Source organism: Mucilaginibacter inviolabilis (genome assembly GCF_011089895.1).
Classification (GTDB): Bacteria; Bacteroidota; Bacteroidia; order Sphingobacteriales; family Sphingobacteriaceae; genus Mucilaginibacter; species Mucilaginibacter inviolabilis.
The window spans coordinates 558,309-575,215 of sequence record NZ_JAANAT010000001.1; the positions used below are offsets into that span (position 1 = coordinate 558,309).

At 47.6% G+C, this 16,907-nt stretch carries 16 protein-coding genes; 6 read left to right on the forward strand and 10 right to left on the reverse strand.

Annotated features, from left to right (window positions below; genetic code table 11):
- Window positions 1-44: 44 nt before the first annotated feature.
- From G7092_RS02190 to G7092_RS02225, 8 genes are all read right to left on the reverse strand, one after another.
- Window positions 45-2,585 (reverse strand): adenosylcobalamin-dependent ribonucleoside-diphosphate reductase, encoded by a 2,541-nt coding sequence (locus G7092_RS02190; RefSeq protein ID WP_166085768.1) that lies wholly within the window; start codon window positions 2,583-2,585, stop codon window positions 45-47.
- Window positions 2,586-2,693: 108 nt separating this feature from the next.
- Window positions 2,694-3,461: an ABC transporter permease gene (locus tag G7092_RS02195; protein WP_166085770.1), complete on the reverse strand. Its 768-nt coding sequence runs from the start codon at window positions 3,459-3,461 to the stop codon at window positions 2,694-2,696.
- Window positions 3,458-4,186, reverse strand: a complete 729-nt coding sequence (locus tag G7092_RS02200; protein WP_166085772.1) for an ABC transporter ATP-binding protein — start codon at window positions 4,184-4,186, stop codon at window positions 3,458-3,460. Before G7092_RS02200 ends, G7092_RS02195 begins: the two co-directional genes overlap by 4 nt.
- The gene (gene nosD, locus G7092_RS02205) at window positions 4,183-5,421 is read right to left on the reverse strand and encodes a nitrous oxide reductase family maturation protein NosD (protein WP_166085774.1); all 1,239 of its coding nucleotides are present in this window, start codon (window positions 5,419-5,421) and stop codon (window positions 4,183-4,185) included. The genes G7092_RS02200 and nosD overlap by 4 nt, the downstream gene beginning before the upstream one ends.
- Window positions 5,421-5,846: a nitrous oxide reductase accessory protein NosL gene (locus tag G7092_RS02210; protein ID WP_166085777.1), complete on the reverse strand. Its 426-nt coding sequence runs from the start codon at window positions 5,844-5,846 to the stop codon at window positions 5,421-5,423. Before G7092_RS02210 ends, nosD begins: the two co-directional genes overlap by 1 nt.
- The gene (locus tag G7092_RS02215; protein ID WP_166085779.1) at window positions 5,843-6,421 is read right to left on the reverse strand and encodes a hypothetical protein; all 579 of its coding nucleotides are present in this window, start codon (window positions 6,419-6,421) and stop codon (window positions 5,843-5,845) included. The genes G7092_RS02210 and G7092_RS02215 overlap by 4 nt, the downstream gene beginning before the upstream one ends.
- Before the next feature lie 58 nt (window positions 6,422-6,479).
- Window positions 6,480-8,450: a Sec-dependent nitrous-oxide reductase gene (nosZ, locus tag G7092_RS02220; protein WP_166085781.1), complete on the reverse strand. Its 1,971-nt coding sequence runs from the start codon at window positions 8,448-8,450 to the stop codon at window positions 6,480-6,482.
- 30 nt (window positions 8,451-8,480) lie between these two features.
- Window positions 8,481-8,984, reverse strand: a complete 504-nt coding sequence (locus G7092_RS02225) for a c-type cytochrome (protein ID WP_235953761.1) — start codon at window positions 8,982-8,984, stop codon at window positions 8,481-8,483.
- Between the two features lie 262 nt (window positions 8,985-9,246).
- Here G7092_RS02225 and G7092_RS02230 point away from each other — a divergent pair, with 262 nt between their 5' ends.
- The 4 genes from G7092_RS02230 (at window position 9,247) to G7092_RS02245 (ending at window position 13,448) form a co-directional block, all read left to right on the forward strand.
- Entirely contained in the window at window positions 9,247-9,711 is a 465-nt protein-coding gene (locus G7092_RS02230) for a hypothetical protein (protein WP_166085783.1), read from the forward strand.
- Window positions 9,712-10,646: 935 nt separating this feature from the next.
- Window positions 10,647-11,504 (forward strand): efflux RND transporter periplasmic adaptor subunit, encoded by an 858-nt coding sequence (locus G7092_RS02235; protein ID WP_369074286.1) that lies wholly within the window; start codon window positions 10,647-10,649, stop codon window positions 11,502-11,504.
- Window positions 11,501-12,760, forward strand: a complete 1,260-nt coding sequence (locus G7092_RS02240; protein WP_166085787.1) for an ABC transporter permease — start codon at window positions 11,501-11,503, stop codon at window positions 12,758-12,760. Before G7092_RS02235 ends, G7092_RS02240 begins: the two co-directional genes overlap by 4 nt.
- Before the next feature lies 1 nt (window position 12,761).
- Window positions 12,762-13,448, forward strand: a complete 687-nt coding sequence (locus G7092_RS02245) for an ABC transporter ATP-binding protein (protein ID WP_166085789.1) — start codon at window positions 12,762-12,764, stop codon at window positions 13,446-13,448.
- Here G7092_RS02245 and G7092_RS02250 read toward each other — a convergent pair.
- Complete coding sequence (locus G7092_RS02250) at window positions 13,440-14,309, reverse strand: universal stress protein (protein WP_166085790.1); 870 nt, start codon at window positions 14,307-14,309, stop codon at window positions 13,440-13,442. The genes G7092_RS02245 and G7092_RS02250 overlap by 9 nt on opposite strands.
- A 164-nt stretch (window positions 14,310-14,473) precedes the next feature.
- Between G7092_RS02250 and G7092_RS02255 the strand changes: the two genes are divergently transcribed.
- Window positions 14,474-15,346, forward strand: coding sequence for a universal stress protein (locus G7092_RS02255; RefSeq protein ID WP_166085792.1), 873 nt, complete (start codon window positions 14,474-14,476; stop codon window positions 15,344-15,346).
- A gap of 58 nt (window positions 15,347-15,404) precedes the next feature.
- Here the strand turns inward: G7092_RS02255 and G7092_RS02260 are convergent, their stop codons facing one another.
- Window positions 15,405-16,289, reverse strand: coding sequence for a universal stress protein (locus tag G7092_RS02260; protein WP_166085794.1), 885 nt, complete (start codon window positions 16,287-16,289; stop codon window positions 15,405-15,407).
- A gap of 163 nt (window positions 16,290-16,452) precedes the next feature.
- Between G7092_RS02260 and G7092_RS02265 the strand changes: the two genes are divergently transcribed.
- Window positions 16,453-16,905: a pyridoxamine 5'-phosphate oxidase family protein gene (locus G7092_RS02265; RefSeq protein ID WP_166085796.1), complete on the forward strand. Its 453-nt coding sequence runs from the start codon at window positions 16,453-16,455 to the stop codon at window positions 16,903-16,905.
- Window positions 16,906-16,907: the final 2 nt, after the last annotated feature.

Sequence of the window (16,907 nt, forward strand, 5' to 3'; positions counted from 1 at the left end):
TTTTTATGAAGAGCCTGCCGGAAAATCCAGCAGGCTCTCTTTGCTTAGCCGCATTTCGAAGAGCCGCAATCCTTACAGGTAAGGCAGCCCTCCTGGTAATGGATATTGGTAGACTGACAGGTCGCGCATCGCTGTTTTCGCGCCTGGGTGCCATCAGGGATATATTTTTTTAGCGCCCGTGCCACACCGTTCTTCCAGGTATTGATGGCTTCATCCAACTGCAGGCTGCTGACCAGGTCAACGACCTTTTCAATGGGCATACCATGACGTAGGGTGCCGGAGATCAGTTTGGCATAATTCCAGTACTCCGGGTTAAACTTATAGGATAAACCTTCGATCGTAGTTTTATGGCCGTGGCGGTTTTTGTATTGAAAATCGTAACGCGATGTCCCTTCCGGATCCCTGCTTTTAAGAATCAGCCCTTCATTTACCCATTTCGGTATCAACAGGCCGTTTTCATCATCTGCAAGCCCGGTGAAGATCTCATAAGGTTTCCCTTCGATCAAGCCGATAAACGCTATCCATTTATCCTTGCTGTTCTGGAAGCGGACGATCTCGGCGTCCAGTATTGGCGGCCGGGTAGTCGTAAAGCTGATCATATCCGGATTTGTTTCAGTGGCGGTATTGGCTACCAGTACACCTGAACGGCAACCGTCACGGTAAACGGTCACACCTTTGCAACCAGCTTCCCAGGCGGCCATATATAACTGACTGACAAGATCTTCTGAAACATCAGCCGGCATATTTATGGTCACGCTGATCGAATGATCGACCCATTTTTGTATGGCCCCCTGCATTTCTACTTTTTTAAGATAATCAACGTCATTAGCAGTCGCTTTATAATAGGGCGAACGTGCTACCAGTTCCTCCAGTTCCTGCAGCGAATAATCCCTGTTCGTATCATAGCCGTTGACGGTCATCCATTGTCGGAACCTGTGATGAAAAACCACGTACTCTTCCCAGGAATCCCCGACCTGGTCTACAAAATCCACGCGGGCATTCTGGTCGCCCGGATTGACCTTCCGGCGTCGCTTGTAAACCGGCATGAACACCGGTTCGATACCCGAACTGGTCTGTGACATCAGGCTCGTCGTCCCGGTGGGCGCTATCGTTAGTAAGGCGATATTACGACGCCCGTATTCCTGCATCTCGTAAAACAACTCCGGATCCGCCTCTTTTAAGCGCAGGATAAATGGATTTTCCTTTTCCTTTCCGGCTTCGAAAATAGGGAATGCCCCCCGGGATTTAGCCATCGTTACGGAAGCCCGGTAGGCTTCCAGGGCCACGGTTTGATGTACCTTAACGGCGAACGCCGTTCCTTCCTCACTGCCATCGCGTAGTCCCAAAGCGGCAAGCATATCGCCTTCGGCAGTGATACCAATTCCTGTGCGACGGCCCTCCAAGGCTTTTTTCCTTATATTCAGCCATAGATGCTTTTCTATACGCTTCAGTTCGGCATCCTCCGGATCTTTATCGATCTTTTGCAAAATAACTTCTATCTTTTCCAGTTCAAGGTCGATAATATCATCCATCAGGCGCTGGGCAGCATGTATATGTTTCCGGAATAGTTCCCAGTCAAAACGGGCTTCGGCCGTAAATGGCTGATCTATATAACTGAATAAATTGATCGCCAGCAGGCGGCAGGAATCATAGGGGCACAAGGGAATTTCGCCGCATGGATTGGTCGATATCGTCGCAAAGCCCAGGTCCGCGTAGCAATCGGGCAGTGATTCGCGGATTATGGTATCCCAGAACAACACGCCGGGTTCGGCGGACTTCCAGGCATTGTGAATGATCTTGCTCCAAAGCTGCGCCGGGTCAATATCCTGTTCATAGAGCGGCTCATCACTGTTTACCGGGTACCGCTGTCGGTAGGGCAGCCCCGTTTTTACGGCCTGCATAAAATCATCGTCGAGACGGACCGAAATATTAGCCCCGGTAACCTTACCCTGATCCAGTTTCGCATCAATAAAGTCTCCTGCATCGGGGTGACGGATAGCAATGGATAACATCAGCGCACCACGTCTCCCATCCTGGGCCACCTCACGGGTAGAATTAGAGAAGCGTTCCATGAATGGGACAATGCCCGTGGAGGTCAGCGCAGAATTTTTTACGGGAGATCCCTTTGGCCGGATATAGGACAGGTCATGGCCCACACCGCCCCGTCTTTTCATCAATTGCACCTGTTCCTGGTCGGTTTTCATGATCCCGCCATAAGAGTCGGCATGCCCGTTCTGGCCGATCACAAAGCAATTGGAAAGGGAGGCGATCTGGTAAGGGTTACCGATACCGGTCATCGGACTTCCCTGGGGAATCAGATATCTGAAATCCCGGATCAACTCATATATTTCACCGGCATTCATCGGTGCGGCATAGCGCTGTTCGATCCGCGCGATCTCACCCGCGATCCGGCGGTGCATGTCGTCGGGAGAGCTTTCAAAAATATTGCCGAAAGAATCTTTCAGCGCATATTTGCTTACCCAGACCCTGGCCGCCAGATCATCCCCATCAAAATAGGCGAGCGACCTTTCGTAAGCCTCGTCAGCGGTATAGGTTTGCGTGGCAGGGGTTTGTACAGTTTCCATGGTGAGATCAATTAAGTTTATCGGTTTTGTTATGCCATGAGCAGAAAAAGCCACCCGGTGAGGCGTCCGTTTTCTGGTTTCAGCAGGGCCAATTCATGATTAGTATTTTTAAAGGTCTTTTCTGTCAAATTTTCGCATGGCATACCATAAAGGTAAAATCACCCACAGGCTCATGCACGCGACACTGTAAAGGCTGCCGAACACTGAACCCATAAACTCTTTAAACAAGGCGCCGGAATAACCCATCATAACTGCAACGTCCAGCTGTAGAAGCACCAGGATACGGCCCAGGTCGACCGGATTCAGGGAAACCATGCCCAATAGCGGTTTATCGATTGGATAATCACTGAAGGAGTAAATAAAGGACAAGAGTAAGCCATCAAACAACAGCGTAAAAAACAAAGCAGTGATGATAGCTGCACCAATGCCCTTGGTCTTATCTTTAAAGACCACGAAGATCGCCAGCGCAAGCCCAGTAAATATGAGGGTCAGGAACAAGCCGCTCAACAAGAGCGTGAGTGATGCCGGACTGTAATTTAAAAAGATCACCGGCAAGCCGACCCCCAAGAGGTATGCCATGGCTAATGCTAAGGCAACCCCTGTGAATTCCGCAATCAGCATAATCCGCCGCTTGATCGGATGCGCCAGCAGCAGTTCCGTAAATTCAACGGAATTGAAGAGGTAGATCGTTGCAAATAATATACTGATGATCGGAACGAACAGCAGGGTAATGTTGAGTAAGCTCAGCAGGCCTTTGGAAGAATTGCCGCTCATGCTCAGCACGCTCACTGCCAGAACAGCGAGGATCAGGGTATAAACCAGGATCGTTTTGTTCCGGAGCAGGTCCAGCAATACATATTTGATGATCGTTCTCATACGCTGAAATGTTGGTCGATAAAATCTTTTTGCATAATGGTAGCGATCACTTTGTTCAGTTTTTGTTCGCCGGTAGCCATTTTCAGTTCCTCCACATCCTTGTAAAAGACAAGTTTGCCGTCCTGCAGGTAAACGACATGGCTGGTGATCTCATCCAGGTCACTTAAAACGTGCGAGGTGATCAGGATCAGTTTGCCTTTATTTCTTTCCTTTACGATCTTGTCTTTAAGAAGTTCACTGGCCAGCGGGTCAAGACCTGCGGTCGGTTCATCCAGGATCAGTATATCGGGCTTAAACAGAAAGGCCAGACAGGCGCTGACCTTTTGCCGGGTGCCACCCGAAAGGCTGCGCATAGTTTTATGCTGTATAGTCCGCAGTTCAAAGCTTTCCATCAATTCCTCGTCATGATCGCGGTGGTCTTTGCGAATTTCTTTAAGCATATCGATCACCTGTTTGATCGTCATATTTTCAGGATACCTTCCGATCTGGGGCATATAACCAATACGGGAACGGTAAGCAAAATCCTGTTTTACCAGTGTACCGTTAATGGCGATCGACCCGCTTTCAGGTATCACCAGGCCCAGGATCGATTTAATGAGTGTCGTTTTACCGGAGCCGTTCGGGCCCAGGAGCGATACGGTGTTCCCTCGCTCCAGTTCCAGACTGAGGTCATCCAGCGCTTTGAAATTACCGAAGGATTTGCTGAGGTTATTGATTGAGATCATAATGTTATTTTTTTCATAAGCGGCTCATTGTCCCTTAATTTATCGGGAATAACGGTCGGCATGACTTTCTCCACCTGATCCATGATGTCACTTAACAGACTGTGGTAAAGGATCATAGTGACGGGGATCTTTTCGGTGATCACGGAGTACACACTGACCGGGTAGTAAGGCACGTCACCTACCTGGTTCCGGTTCAGATCATAGCCATCGTATTTATCCCAGTAATTCCTGTTAAACGTATTGAGCATCATCGTGCCATTGGTGGCCACATCAAAGGAGTTACCGATAAAATTATTGGCGGTAAAATCACTGCCACTACAGCTGGCCTGAACCCTTGCTGCCCAGCCATTTTCCTGAAAAAGATTGCGTTTAACTTCGACACGGGTCGTACTCTCCATGTGCAGGCCGATCGTGTTTTTGACGAACCGGTTATGTTCAATATAACTATCAGTTATCTCTTTCAACAGCAGGCCATACGACGAATCCCCCCAATTATGCAGAAAAAGATTGTCGCGCATGATTACACCCTTGGAGTACATGACCGCCACGCCCGCGCCATTATCCTGAAATACGTTTTGTGTGTAGGTATCGTGATGGGAGAACATGAAATGCAGCCCATAGCGTGCATTCCTAAAAGAACGGTTACCACGGATATAGGATTCAGTTACAAACTCGAAATAGATCCCGTCACGCTGTCCCGAAATGGTGTTTCGCTCAATGGTCAGGTGGTCGGACTTCCACGCGTGTATGCCGTTTCCGCCATTCACCTCGTCACTTATATCACAATGGATCAGATTTTTAACCACCCGACATTGGGATGCATTCTGGAGATAAACGCCAAAAGTGTTGTTAAAGAAATGGTTATTGGAAATAGTGACGTTTTTTGCGCCTATTACTTTGATACCCGCCATATCCGTCAGGCTGGCTTTGCCTACATGCTGGAGCTGCAGGCCCGAGATCGAAACGCCGTCGGCTGTTACCAGAAGCAACTGATACCTGTTCTCCCCGTCAATATGGGGATAACCAGCACCGATCAAGGTCAGTTTCTTATCAATAGTAAGGTCGTGCTCGCGATATAGCCCTGCCTGTATAAGCAAAGTATCTCCCGCCGTTGCCCGCCCAATAGCCATGCGAAGGCTGTTCACGCCCGGCCTGACGCGGATCTCTGTACAATTGCCTTCCACAGCGGAAAGCAGCAGTATCCATATCCAGCATATACCAAAAGTGTGTTTCATTATTCAAGGTCAGGCAGCGTAAGCAATTTTATTTCCGTTCCCGCATGGGTGGCAGCCGTTTTATCAGTGTAAGCGGCAAGATTGCCATTCATGGGGGAATGCAGGTTTTCATTCCGAATAAAAACCGCCCGGCGGGCATCTAAAAACGCCCCTCCGGGATGGTCAAAATCAGCCACATATATCTTCATGCCCGGATCATGGATATGTTCGTCCTTCAGATATTTTAACAGGCAGCCGAAATCATCAAACTTGTAAGCGCGCCCTTTACTGGTCAGCAGTTCAGCGCTAAAATGCATATCCACAATGGTCATACGGCAATGGGTGCAGCTGTCATGTCCGTAATTGACTGGCTCAAAACCAGGCTTGCAACCAGCAAGCAAGGCAAAGAACAGCGCGGTTTTGATAATGCTCAGTAGTTTTTTCATTTGGTTACGCTTTTTTTCCATTCGTAAATTACCGCCGACACGAGGATGACGCCAGCACAGATATAACACCAGCCCGCGACATCTGGCTGAGACAGCACTTCGAAATTCAGTAGTTTTTTGTAGCCGAACAATGGAGGCTGGTAAGACATGCCCGGAACCTTGATCGGTGCCGCCGGATCCAGATTGTGTCCATAATTATATTCCCACTTATAAAAGTCATAAAATGAAAAAATGGCGATGAATGTGAATACACCGGTCCATAGGTAATAACCAATTTTCCTGTTGAGGACCAGGACAACCAGGCCCAATATCATAAAGACCATCATGGTCGTTGGCAGGAAAACAAATTCTGGGAAGTCTTTTTTGTGAATCGTGCTCATACCGATATAATGGTTTAAGCCGTTGATAATATCGACATCGCCCTTTACATCATTGATCCATATCTTCATGGATAAACCGCCGGGGTATTGTGGTGCACGCAGGTCGATTCGCCACATGGGGAAAAACCACAACGACACTAATAACACAATTACGGCAATGATGCTTATTTTTCCGGGATTAGTTAACTTTTTCATTTTCTGGCCTATAAAAAAGGCAATGCCGCAATGCAGCATTGCCCTCGATCAGTGTTAATTATTTTGCGGCAGTTTCCGGTGCGGTAACGCCTGAACCGAATTTCAAGGGTACATTGGCGCCTTTAGCCGATACCCGGAGATAACCCGACATTTCCTGGTGCAAGGCAGAGCAGAAATCAGTACAATAGAAAGGATATATACCTTGTTTAACCGGAGTAAATTTGATGGTTTGGGTTTCTCCAGGCATGATCAGCAGGTCCACCGAAGAAGAATTCTTGACGGCAAAACCATGCGGGATATCCCAATCCTGTTCCAGGTTGGTCACATGGAAGTAAACGTCGTCACCCACAAACACACCTTCAATATTATCCGGGGTCAGGTGCGACCTGATGGCGGTCATGTAGACATCTACCCGGTTTCCGTTGCGAACCACTTTCGTATTTTTCTCACCCATCGATACGAATTCATTATGATTCTTATTGATGTCAAAGAATTTGACCTGTTTGTCTTTAATCATGCTTGCAGGAAGCCCCTGACCATAGTGCGGTTCGCCCGTAGTTGGAAAGTCCAGCAGCAGTTGCATCTTATCGCCAGTGATGTCATACAACTGGGCAGACTGGCATAATTCCGGCCCTGTCGGCAGATAGCGGTCCTTGGTAATCTTATTATAAGCCACCAGATATTTACCGTAAGGCTCACGGGTATCCCCGCCAGGGATCATGATGTGACCTACAGAATAATAGGTCGGTGCACGGTCCAGTACCTGCAGGTCGCTGATGCGCCATTTCACGACTTCTGATGAAAGGAACATCGACGTATAGGCATTGCCCTTACCATCGAATTCCGTGTGCAGCGGGCCTAAACCTGGTTTTTTTACTTCGCCATGTAAGGCTGCTTCATATTTGATGACGGGGATACCGTAGAAGTCCCCTTCAAAAGTTTTGTTTTTGATCGCAGCCTGGATTTTATCGAACGAGAACACCGGGATCAGCGCGGCCAGTTTACCGCTGCCAACAATATATTCACCGGTCGGGTCAACGTCCGCGCCGTGTGGAGATTTAGGACAAGGAATCATATAGACCATATCCGGACAATCCTTAGGATCTAAAACCAGCACATCTTTTTCCATTACAGTAGAAGCTTTCTGTGTGTTTTCATCAAAAGTATTATGGGCATAAGAAGCTGGCAAGGTATGGCCTTTGCCGCTTTTGGCATATTCTTCGGCTTTCTTCCAGTTCACCGCCACGATGAAGTCTTTATCCTTTTGAGAAGCATTGACTTCCAGCATGGTATAAGCCTGTTCGGTATTATAGCAGGAAAAGAAAAACCAATCATGTGAAGGTCCTTTGCCCGCGTGACTCAGGTCCAGGTTCATACCTGGAAGAACGATCTGAAAGGCGATCTTCATGCGCCCGGTGTTCTTATCCACACTGATAAATGAGGCTGTACTTTTAAAGTTCTTTTTAAAGGAACTGATCGGTACATCGGCATCACCCATCGGTACCGAAAAACGGGTACCTGCAACAATGTATTCTGTATTTTCCGTACAGAACGGCGAGGAGTGGTTACCCGCACTGTTCGGTATTTGGAGGATCTCCTGGGTACGGAAATTGGTCAGGTCGATCCTGGCAACCCTTGGTGTATTATTCGCATTAGCGAATAACCAGCGACCGTCATGTTTACCATTGGTCTGCGACAACTCCAGGTGGTGTTGGTCATCCCAATCTACTTTACCATTGGTGGTATTCAGCATGGCTTTTGTTTCCTCGCTGTAACCATATCCGTTTTCCGGAAACACCGAAAACACAGGAATGGTTTTCAGCAACCTGCCAGAAGGCAGTCCGTAAACGGTAACATTTCCGCTAAAACCGCCGGAAACGAAATTATAGAACTCGTCATATTTGCCGGGTGCCACATAGACTTTTGAGGCCGCATCGCCGGAAACGGCAGAGTCAGCGGTTTTCATTTTACAGCTATGTATGGTTGCCACAGCGGCAACTGTACATAGCGTTATCAAAGTTTTTTTCATGATATAAATTGTATCGTTAGGTGAAAGGGTTTATTTTTTTCCGTCGTTATTACGCATGAATTCCAGAATGTGACGGGCATCATCATCGCTCAAATGCTGATTCGGCATGCGTACCATACATTTTTCGAGCAGTGCTTGTGCATTCGGGTCTTTGTCGATCATTTCGTCTGTATTGGTTACGAAATTCATGATCCATTCCGGTTTGCGTCTGTCGGTCACCCCTTTCCAGCCCGGTCCAACCAATTTCTCATCGGTAAGTTTATGACAGCTGCTGCACTTTACATCAAAGATAGACTTGCCCTGGCTGACCATGTTCTGATCCAACGGCGAGGTTAGTTTTACATCTGTAAATTTCCCCAAGCCCTTTTCGCTGGAAGAAGAAGCTGCCGCAGGCTTGTCGGACGCCGGCGCCGTCGTGGCATTGCTGGCGGATTCATCAGCTGATGCCCCGTTGCCAGGTCCACAGCTAAACATGAATAGCGACGTGATCACCGCTATTACTACTGTTGTCAAAGTGAGCTTTCTGTTCATCATTTCGTTTTATGAATTGTTTGTGGTAAAGGCTTCAATTTTTAAGCGGTATCACGCAGCTCATTGTAAACTACGGCGCCTAGCGATCAAGACCCATTAATTATTTAAGACAAAAGTGTCCTTAATTGATCAGGGGAGACATGATGAAACTCAGTTTTAAACATGATCCTTGTCACTTTCCGCCTTTAACGTTTAACTAATTTTGTAACCATTGGAAAATTGTCCTAAATCACAGGTCACCGGTTTTCCGCCATAAAAATTGGATATGAAGCGATTGTTTATTGCATTAGTCTTAAGCAGCCTGCTGATGGGTTGTGAAGGTCATCGAAATACGGAAAAGAATATCATCGATAGCCCGGTTAGCGATATTGAAGAAAAAAAGGAGGAAAGTGTGCCCTTAGTGTTGAATAGCGGTCAAAAATGGAAAGTTGACCAGGCTACTCAAAATAATCTGATCAACCTCCGGAACACAGTCCGGGCATTTGATACTTCTGAAGCCAAAACCATAGAAGACTATCAGGAGGTTCGGCTCGACCTGGCTGATGGCATTACTAAAATGGTGACGGAATGCCACATGTCAGGTCCGGCCCATGAAGCGCTGCACCACTGGCTAAAGCCGCTTATCAATGACGTGGCGGCGCTAAAAAATGCAAAAACAATAACTGAGGCTGCAGATCGCTATAGAATCGTGAAGGATCAGCTGATACTGAATTCGACGTATTTTGAATAAACCCATGTTATACAAACCTGCCAATGACTGGAGGTGGCACCGCCGGATGTTCGCATCGGTCCCTTTTATTTCCTGCAACTCGTTTATTCCGATCACTACTGAAACAAGCCCCAAAAAGTCCCGATCATCTCAACGACATACATCGTCGGGTTTAACTGTCCGCAAAGTGCGTCACAAGTATCGTAAAACTTCCACGAAGAAAAGTTAAAGCTTTTCTCTGTTAAAATGTAGGCTGCTGTTCAAATTCTTTTCGCCGAGAGTTGCCGGCTCCGGCCACCTGCAGATAAGGTCGATCAGCGTGGTTTGCTCCTGTGGGAATTCTATATTTTGAATCCGGATTCGCGATGCTTACCGGGAATAGACCACCTGGACAGATTGCTTTGCTATACAGTCAGGCGCCCATTTCCATATCGGCAAAAAAGTTTTTGTTATTATTGACCTGAAAAGATGTTCCTGAGCGAGTCCATATGGCTCCGGTTACTGCAAAATAATGCCGCGGAAAGATCAGCCATATTTAAGGCGCAGGTATCCCGTGACGATTTCCGTTTGAAAAGTTTGAATCGGATAAAAGCCTGCCGCGGTGTAGGTTTTCACGCGCCTTTTACCTGCAAAAGTGATCAGCATCATTTTTTTTGCTGACCAGTATCGTTTCCCGGTATTGGCGCAAACAGGATCTTTGCTGTTAACAGGAAACCGTATTGGAAAAGTCAAACATGCGCAGTCAATTATCCCTCATACTCTGTCTATTTTTATTTGCCTGCAAGAATCATCAGGAAAAGATCCACCCATCGCTGTCTTCCATATCCGAGTCTGTCTATGCCTCCGGTAGTCTAAAAAGCGGGGATCAGTATCAGGCGTTTGCCTCGGTTAGCGGAGTCATCCAAAAACGGTTCGTAGAAGTCGGAGATCAGATATACAAAGGGTCGCCCATATTATTGATCAGCAGGGAAGCACAACAGTTAAATAAAGAAAATGCAGAATTGAGCGCTGTCTACACTGCTGCAGCGGCAAATCAGGGTAAATTGAAAGCTGCCCGTCAGGAGGTCGAAACGGCGCACGATAAAATGGTGAATGATTCCGTGCTTCTGGCACGTCAGCGCATCCTATGGCGGCAGGATATCGGCACCAAAGTGCAGCTGGAAGACCGGGAATTAGCGGCGAAACAAAGCCAGACCACCTGGTATACGGCCTGTGTGAACCTGAAAGACCTCCAGCGGCAGATCAATTTTAACGCCGCCCAAAGCAGAAATAATCTGCAGCTTAGCCGGCAACTGGAAAATGATTTTATCCTCCGTAGTAATCTGGATGGAAAGGTATATGCATTATATAAGGAAAACGGGGAGTCTGTAAACCCGCAAACACCGCTGGCCTTGCTGGGCCGCAATAACGGCTTCCTGCTGGAAATGCAGGTCGACGAATATGATATAGCCCGAATAGCTGCGGGACAACGAGTATTGGTCACCATGGATAGCTACAAAGGGCAGGTTTTTGAGGCAGTGGTCACCAAGCTCTACCCGGCAATGAACGACCACAGTAAGACTTTCTTAGTGGAGGCCGCCTTCACCAGACCGCCCGCCAAATTATTCCCCAATACCACGCTTGAAGCCAATATCATTATCCGCACTAAGAAGAACGCGCTGCTGATCCCTCGGTCTTGTCTCATGAACGACTCTACTGTTTTATTGTCCGGGGGAAAGTCCCGAACAATTAAAACGGGCCTGAGCGATTACAATTGGGTAGAAGTGTTAGCTGGTCTGAAACAGCAGGATGAAATCTTAAATCCCATGCCGTGAGCCTGAAACTGATCACAGAGATCGCCCGCTCCTTATTGCTGGCACGCTGGCGGCAGACCCTGGTCGCAGCCATCGGCGTGACCTTCAGTATCACTATGTTTATTGCCTTGCTCAGTTTTATGGGAGGCCTTAATAAATTACTTGATGGATTAGTGGTGAACCGTACCCCTCACATCCGGTTGTATAATGATGTGGAAGCGGCAAAGCATCAACCCATAGAATTATCGCCTCAGTTTTATGGTTACCATCATTTTATCAGTTCCGTCAGACCCGTTTCAAAACCCCTGGCAATTCATAATGCGTTACCTATTATGAAGGTACTGGAAATGAATCCGCAGGTAATGGGTGTTTCGCCCCGGGTGAGCACGCAGGTCTTTTATAACGTTGGCGCTACCCAATTAAACGGCCTTGTCAGCGGGATAGATGTCATCAGGGAGAACCGCTTATTCTCTTTCAGTGATTATGTAACTGAAGGCAGATTTATCGATCTGAAAAATACGTCCAACAGCATTTTACTGGGTAAAGGGGTCGCGATCAAAATGCTGGCCCATATCGGTGACGTTATTCATATTACCACGGTTACGGGTGAGCAGTTCCCGCTAAAGGTAGCCGGCATTTACCAGACAGGCCTTCAGCAGGTTGATGACGAACAAAGCTATGTCTCCGTGGCAACCGCCCAGAAGATCATGGGAGCATCCAATAACTACATAACCGACATTGAGGTTAAACTAAAAGATATTAGCCAGGCACCGGCATTAGCCAGGACCTACAGGCAGCGATTTGATGTGGATGCTATTGATATTCAGACTGCCAACTCCGAATTCGAAACCGGAAACTTTATCCGGACACTGATCTCCTATTCTGTCGGGGTCACCCTGCTGATTGTTGCCGGGTTTGGCATATATAATATCCTGAATATGATGATCTACGAAAAGCTTGATACGATCGCCATATTAAAGGCGGTCGGCTTCTCCGCTAAAGATGTGAACCGCATCTTTAACGTCATTGCTTTAAGTATCGGAGTGTTCGGCGGGATATTCGGGCTTCTACTGGGCTACGGCCTGTCCGCTATTGTCGCACATATTCCTTTCAATACCACCGCACTGCCGACGATCAAAACTTATCCGATCGACTTCAACCCTCGGTTTTACCTGACGGGGGGAGTCTTTTCGATAATTACCACGTACCTGGCCGGTTATTTTCCATCCCGTAAAGCAAGCAGGGTCGATCCGGTCGTTATCATCAGGGGGAAATAAAATGAACGATACACTTTTACAGGCCACAGCCATCTCTAAATATTTCCATGATCCGCAAACCATACAGATACTGAAGGAGGTCACCTTTTCCCTGGACCGTGGCGAGTTCGCTTCGATCATTGGCAAATCCGGATGCGGCAAATCTACGCTGCTTTATATTCTTTCTACCATGGATACGGATTACGAGGGAACGCTGCATATCGATGGCTGTGCAATGAAAGGACGCAGCGAACAGGAACTGGCGGTGGTACGCAATGAGAAGATCGGCTTCATATTCCAGTTCCATTATTTGTTGAACGAGTTTTCAGTGCTTCGGAATGTAATGCTCCCGGGTCTTAAACTTGGAAAAATCTCTCCGCAGGAAGTGGAATACCGCGCTATGGAAAAACTGAAAATATTGGATATCGCAGATGAAGCCCTCAAAAAGCCCAACCAGCTATCAGGTGGGCAAAAACAGAGAGTGGCAATCGCCCGGGCGCTCATTAACGACCCTGTAATCATCATGGGTGACGAGCCTACGGGAAACCTGGATAAAAAAAATACCGAGATAGTTTTTGATATCTTCAAGGAGCTGGCCGAAAGCTACCACCAAACGCTATTGGTCGTTACACATGATAACGCCTTTGCGGAACGTACGGAGCGCATTATCATGATGGAAGACGGCATGATCCTCCCGTCTTTACGCTAACTTGGCTGGAATGACCAGCAACGGTATACCACTATTCCCGGCAACTTTCTTGGTCATGCTCCCTTTGAACAACCGTTTAACCATGCCCAGGTTATGATGGACCATGGTCAGCAGGTCCGCGTTTTCTTCAGTACAAAACTTAAGTAGAACGTTGTCTACGTGATCCCCTTTGATCACCCTGCATTTCACTCCCATATTTCCTGCTACGTGACTAAGATCGGACAACATTTGTTGTTCTTCTTTTGCCCAGGCGCTGCCATGATCTACTTCATTGAGAACCGTAGTGACCAGTAGTTCGGCTTCCGTGTTTTCAGCAAGTTTTTTGATCACCTTTAAAGCGGCGATATCCTGCTCCGGAAATTCCATGTCCGTGGCAAAGACCAGCTTTTTTAATTGCGTTACAGGGCTTTCCAATGGCACCAGCAACAAAGGATGCCGGGTACTGTCGATCAAGGTGCGCATCTTATTACCGAAAAACAACTCCCCTGTACTACCTCCACAGTGTGTGCCTGCTACAACCAGGGAGACCGCGCCGGAATTTTCCAGGTCTGCTAAAACCGAGGCAACATCACCCACTGTGCTCACTGTACTGATCTGCAGCTGATGAGTTCCCGGCCGGGCACGCCATTCTTCTTCTAATTGTTGCTGTAATAAATGGAGCGTATCGTTGCTTTCCACCTCCAGCAGGTTAAATTCTTCCATTGGCCAACCTATCGAATACGCTCCGGGAAAAGACGCGGGTTCTAGATAAACATTGCACAATAGAAGGTTAGCTTCGATTTGTGCGGCGAGTGCTGCGGCGTAATGACAGGCGTGATTGCCGTGCGGAGAAAAATCGGTTAATGCGACGATCGTTTTCATATGACAAATTCATTTACAGGATAAAGGTTGCCAAATAAGCGGTGCCGGAGAATGACCATGATCATATATTTTTCTGATTGCACCCAATTCATCTTGTGACCGATATCATGTTTATAATTAACTATTTGCCTTTAATTTACTTACCGAAAATCAATTTTTAAACCATGAAAAAAATCCTTGTCTTAACCGATCTGGGCTCGACCGCAGCCCATGCTGCCTCAGCCGCCTTGCCGCTTTGCTGCGCACTTCACGCTAACCTGGTCCTTCTTCACACCTGGACACCACAGCCGGCACTGGAAGCATATCCCAATAACTCCTGGGGGATTGACAACCTCCTTTATGGTGAGCAATCCAAAGGGCAACTGGAAGCCTTAAAAGAAAATTTGCAGGAAGAACTGGTAGCTATGCCTGCAACGGAAAGATTGCCATCCATCGAATGGCGCCATGAGGATGGATCACTCACAGATTGTTTGCAACTTCACCTGCACCATAAAGACATTGAACTGATCGTAATGGGCAGTCGAAGAGGTGGAAGGCTGGACCATCTCTTCCTCGGCAGTGATACACGTGCGGTTATCGATCACAGCAACCGTCCCGTGTTGGTGTTCCCGGAAGATAAAAAGGCAGGTCCAATAAAAAAAGTCACTTTTGCCAGCGACCTGAATGAAGGCGACCTGCGGGCAGTACACTACCTCACCAGGATCGGGCGGCTGCTCGGCTTTGAACTCGAGATCATCCACGTTATGCTATATGGTTCGCAGGAAGACGACGCGGCGCTTCGCCAGGAAGAATTTAAAAAAATGATCGACAAATTCCGCTTTCCAAATATTAGTTATCACAATATTTATGGCCGGGATATCACCGGCCGGCTAAACCGGCATTGCCTGGAAAACAAGTCAGATCTTTTGGTGCTTTGTCATGACCAGCACAGTTTCTGGGGCCGGCTTTTCGGAAACAGCCAGAGTATTAAACTGCTGAAAAAGCAGGAATTACCCGTTCTGGTTATCCCGGCATACCTTGAAACAGGAGGACTCTAAAAAGGTATAAAAAAAGCCGCCGGTTGTTTTCAGGCGGCTTTTTTTATACCAGCTAAAGTTACAGGGCCGCGCCATAGCCGGGAGGGAAAACCAAAAGCGGCAGGTCGATATGTTTGGCCAACTGCTGGGTATGGCTGACGCCAAATAGGCGGCGAAAAAAGCCTTGGTGCCGGTGGACCATAACTACCAGATCGGTCTGGCTGTGTTCGTAGATCCAGTCAAGCCCATGATCCACATCCATACTTTTGATATGATGATAGTGAATATCAGCACAGTTTACCCGCTCGCAAAGCTCAGACATAAAGATATCCGCTTTAAATTTATCTTCCCCTTCCTCAAATTTTTCGTTAGAAACGTGGCATATGTTAATCTCAGCGCTGAAGATGTTTGCCAGGCCTGCCAAGGAATGAACAACGGCAATGTCACTTTTGTCCAGGCTGGTAGCGAATGCGATCCGCTTAATAGGACGGAAAGTAAAATCCCGTGGAATAAGCAAAACGGGATAAGTGGCTTGATTAACGACGTTTTTTGTTTGGCTGCCTATAAATAAGTGTTCCAGATTTCCGGCACCGGACAAACCCATAACAACCATGGTTACCGGCTGTTCCTCCGTAATTTTTGCTAATACGTTGGTCAACTCGCCGGCTGCAGCTAAATAGGCCAGCGGAGGGCTGAAATGATCCGGAAAAAGTTGCGCGATCTCATGTCGCTTTTCCGTCAATTTTTCAGCTTCGGCCTTAAGCTGGGTAGAAACTTCATCATTGATCGGTCTGTCATCGGCGAGGGGGCAAACCACTTGGGCACCTCCGGGTGTTTCTACGGGGCTTAACCAGGAGTGACACAGTAGAAGGCCATGTTTTAATTCCTGTGCCAAATGGAGCGCGTAGCGGCCTGCACTACGAGCGGCGGGGGAAAAATCAGTGGGTACCAGTAGCTTTTTCATCTGCTTTTGTGAGATTTGTTGCGCTTAAATTTCGGGAGCCTTCCGACCTTAGGCAATGATGACAATTAGCAAATAGAGATGATCAGACTCACATTTCATACCGCCTTAGATCATTTTTTAGGGGTTGACTGAAGCTTATGTTTGGTATTCAAAAATCAAACTAATGCTGGGAGAACTCGATCAGACAGAAATGGAAAAATTGCTCAGGGAGCAAGTGACCGGAAGAATTGCCTGCCATGCCAATGGCAAGACCTATATCGTACCGGTAAATTATGGTTTCGGCGGCTCTTACCTCTATGGCCAATCAGCCGAGGGGCAAAAGATCCGGATGATGCGCCTCAACCCGGCGGTCTGTTTCGAAGTAGATCAGATCCGTACGATCTTTAACTGGAAAAGTGTGATCATTCAGGGTCGCTTTGAAGAAGTAAGTGATGTTGCTGAAAGGGAACGGCTTCAGCAGGGGTTGATCCACCGTCTGATGCCCCTGTCCAGAAACCCTGGCGATCATCCGGCACACGGGATTACCGAAAAAGATAGCGATGCAGGCACAACAGTTCCGCTCATTATTTACAAGATTCACATTGAAGAGCTATCCGGCCGTTTTGAGCGGCCCTAACA